At 62.4% G+C, this 2,844-nt stretch carries 3 protein-coding genes; 1 reads left to right on the top strand and 2 read right to left on the bottom strand.

Features of this window, described 5'->3' with window-relative positions; genetic code table 11:
• On the bottom strand, nt 1–992 hold a 992-nt coding region (locus EN745_RS33025; RefSeq protein WP_145992277.1), incomplete at its 3' end, for a UDP-glucuronic acid decarboxylase family protein.
• A 913-nt stretch (nt 993–1,905) separates the two neighbouring features.
• On the bottom strand, nt 1,906–2,379 hold the full coding sequence (locus tag EN745_RS33020) for a carboxymuconolactone decarboxylase family protein (RefSeq protein WP_245487897.1): 474 nt from the start codon (nt 2,377–2,379) through the stop codon (nt 1,906–1,908).
• A 135-nt stretch (nt 2,380–2,514) separates the two neighbouring features.
• Between EN745_RS33020 and EN745_RS33015 the strand changes: the two genes are divergently transcribed.
• Nucleotides 2,515–2,844 (top strand): TetR/AcrR family transcriptional regulator (locus EN745_RS33015; protein WP_245487896.1); only part of this gene is annotated, 330 nt, incomplete at its 3' end.

Here is a 2,844-nt window from a genome sequence, read left to right as displayed (position 1 = left end):
TCGAAATACGCCGTGGTGTGGGCGAGGCCTTCGCTCAAGGCGACCTTCGGCTCCCAGCCGAGATGCTGCCTGGCGAAGGAAATATCGGGCTTGCGCTGCTTCGGATCGTCGACCGGAAGCGGCCGGTGCACGATGCGCGAGCGGGAGTTCGTGTAACCGACGACCAGCTCCGCCAGCTCCATGATGGTGAACTCGACGGGGTTGCCGAGATTGACCGGGTGCGCTGCCGCCGCCGGGGCGTTCATCAGCCGGATGAAGCCTTCGATGAGGTCGTCCACGAAGCAGAATGAGCGCGTCTGCGTGCCGCTGCCGTAGACGGTAATGTCCTCGCCGCGCAGCGCCTGGACGATGAAGTTCGACACCACGCGGCCGTCGTCGGGCTGCATGCGCGGGCCATAGGTGTTGAAGATGCGGGCGACACGGACGTCGATGCCGTATGTCCGCGAATAGTCGTAGAACAGCGTCTCGGCCGAGCGCTTGCCCTCGTCATAGCAGGAGCGCGGGCCATGCGTGTTGACGTTGCCGAAATAGCTCTCGGGCTGCGGATGCACCAGCGGGTCGCCGTAGATCTCGGAGGTCGAAGCCTGGAAGATCTTGGCCTTGTGGCGACGGGCGAGCTCCAGAAGGTTGATCGACCCCAGCACGCTCGTCTTGAACGTATGGATCGGATCGGCTTGGTAATGCGGCGGGGAGGCGGGGCAGGCGAGGTTGTAGATCTCGTCGACCGCAAGGTCCATCGGCAGCACATCGACGATGTCGTGCTTGATGCAGGTGAAGAACGGGTCGCGATGCATGCCGTTGAGGTTGTAGCGCTTCCCGGTGTGGAAGTTGTCGAGGACGACGACCTCGTATCCGTCCAGCAGCAGTCTGTCGCACAAATGCGAACCCAGGAACCCCGCGCCACCGGCGACCAGCGCACGACCACGATCGGCATTGGCGCCTTTGCGGCCAGCCCCCGGGCCAAGTTTCACGACCTTCATAATCCTGCTCATGACTTCCCCTTACGCGGCACGCACACCACCACCCCGGTCGGGCAAGGCTCGACCAAGTCCTGAAACCGTGGCGAACCCCGGCGTCAGCCAAAGGTGCCATCACCCATGATGTGCGTAAAAACGTCTGAGTTTGCGGGAGCTGTACTGTACGGCTTATTGGTTGCCGCTCAGCCTGCTATGCCCCGTGAATCGCGATCACGCGTCTGGTTGCCACCATCGCCGATCTTGCTCGCCCAAATTGCACACCCAACGCATATAAAAATATACCTGTGGGGATAGTAGTCAACTAAATTAGCTGTTTGTTAACCTCACTCGTTCGCGATTGGTTAATCATGAGCCGCGCGGATCGGCTTTTTCCGCCGGCCTGGAATGGCGAGGCCGTAGCGGTCGCAGGCAGCGGCGAAGCAGGCACTCCAGTCGGTGGGAAAGCTTTGTGGCCAACGGCACTGGCGGGCTTGAAGGTGTCGGATGATCGAGCCGGCAAGTGCATCGCAAGTCTATCTTTCGACGCGCTGCGGATGTCCTTGGATAAGCTTGGGAAATACAGATGTGGCTAGCCGGACCACAAACAGTCTCGGCGAAAACTGGCGCAATTGCTGGCAGTCCTGCGCGGGTCGCCGTGGGGGCGAGCCGGGAACCGTCGCCCGCCTGCAGGGCAGGTTGAGGCGGTGCTGCTCGGTGCCGGCGGCCGGCCGGGTTTCACCCGGCTCGCAGTGGCGTTTCCACTCTGGGGTGCAATGGGCGAGCCGGGCGTCGCCCGACGAAAAACCGCCTGCGGGGATAACATCCGAGGACGTGCGGGCAGGCATTCGAGCCACCTGCGCTATTAGGAGGAAGGGGGCTCACCAATGGACGACAAGGCCCGCGAACGGCGGGCCTTGTCGATCATGTCGAAACCTTTGCCACCGGCGGCCTACTCCCCGCCCATCTCCTTCTTGAACTGCTCGAAATCGACCTGCATGCCATTGAAGATGGTGCTCCAGTGACGGGTGATCGCGGCCATCGCCACCGCTTCCTGGATCTCCTCGTCGGTAGCGCCGGCGCGCTTGGCGACCTGCGTGTCCGACCAGATGCAGTAGTTGCACGGAATCTGTGCCGCGACCGCCAGCGAGATCAGCGACTTCACCTTCGGCGGCAGCGCCGTCTTGTCGCTGAGCTCAATGGCCTTGACCTCGGCCCAGGCGCCGGGCAGACCGGCCTTCGGGAACTGCTTCACGAAGCTCGGCACGCCGCCCATGGTCGACTGGATGTCCTTGATGGCGGCGTCGTAGTCGTCGGCCTGGGCAGGCGCCGAGGCCAAGGTCAGGGTCAAGGCGCAAGCGGCCGCGAGCATTGATGCGGACGCCAGGCGAAGGGTGGAATTTGAAAGCGTGCGATGGGTCGACATTGTTTCTCCTCTGGTGTTTGATAGCCTTACGATGTAAGGTATGGCCGAAAATGAACCTTACAGTGTAAGTTGTCAAGCGCCGCCATGGACTCATCGAGCAAAAGAAAGCGAACACGCGGCCGGTTGTCCCGCGAGATGATCGAGGACGCCGCCTTCGAGGTGATCGAGCGGGAAGGGCTTTCCGGTTTCTCGATGCGCAAGCTGGCCGCCGCGCTCGGCTGCGAGGCGATGAGCATCTACCATCACTTCCCCTCGCAGGCGCATCTTTACGAGACGCTTGTCGATCGGCAGATGAGCGCGCTGGTGGTCCCCGATGAAAGCCTGCCCTGGCGTGAGCGGGTCCGCGTCGGTATGCAGGAGTTCCGCCGTGTCGCGACCGAACACCCGGCCTTCGCGCCGTTCATCGTCGTTTACCGCATGAACTCGCCGCCATGTCTGGCCAAGCTGAACAGCATCATCGGCGTA

Origin of the sequence: Mesorhizobium sp. M4A.F.Ca.ET.022.05.2.1 (genome assembly GCF_003998845.1) — a bacterium.
In the GTDB taxonomy this organism is placed as follows: Bacteria; Pseudomonadota; Alphaproteobacteria; order Rhizobiales; family Rhizobiaceae; genus Mesorhizobium.
This window is presented reverse-complemented; position numbering and strand designations above follow the sequence as displayed.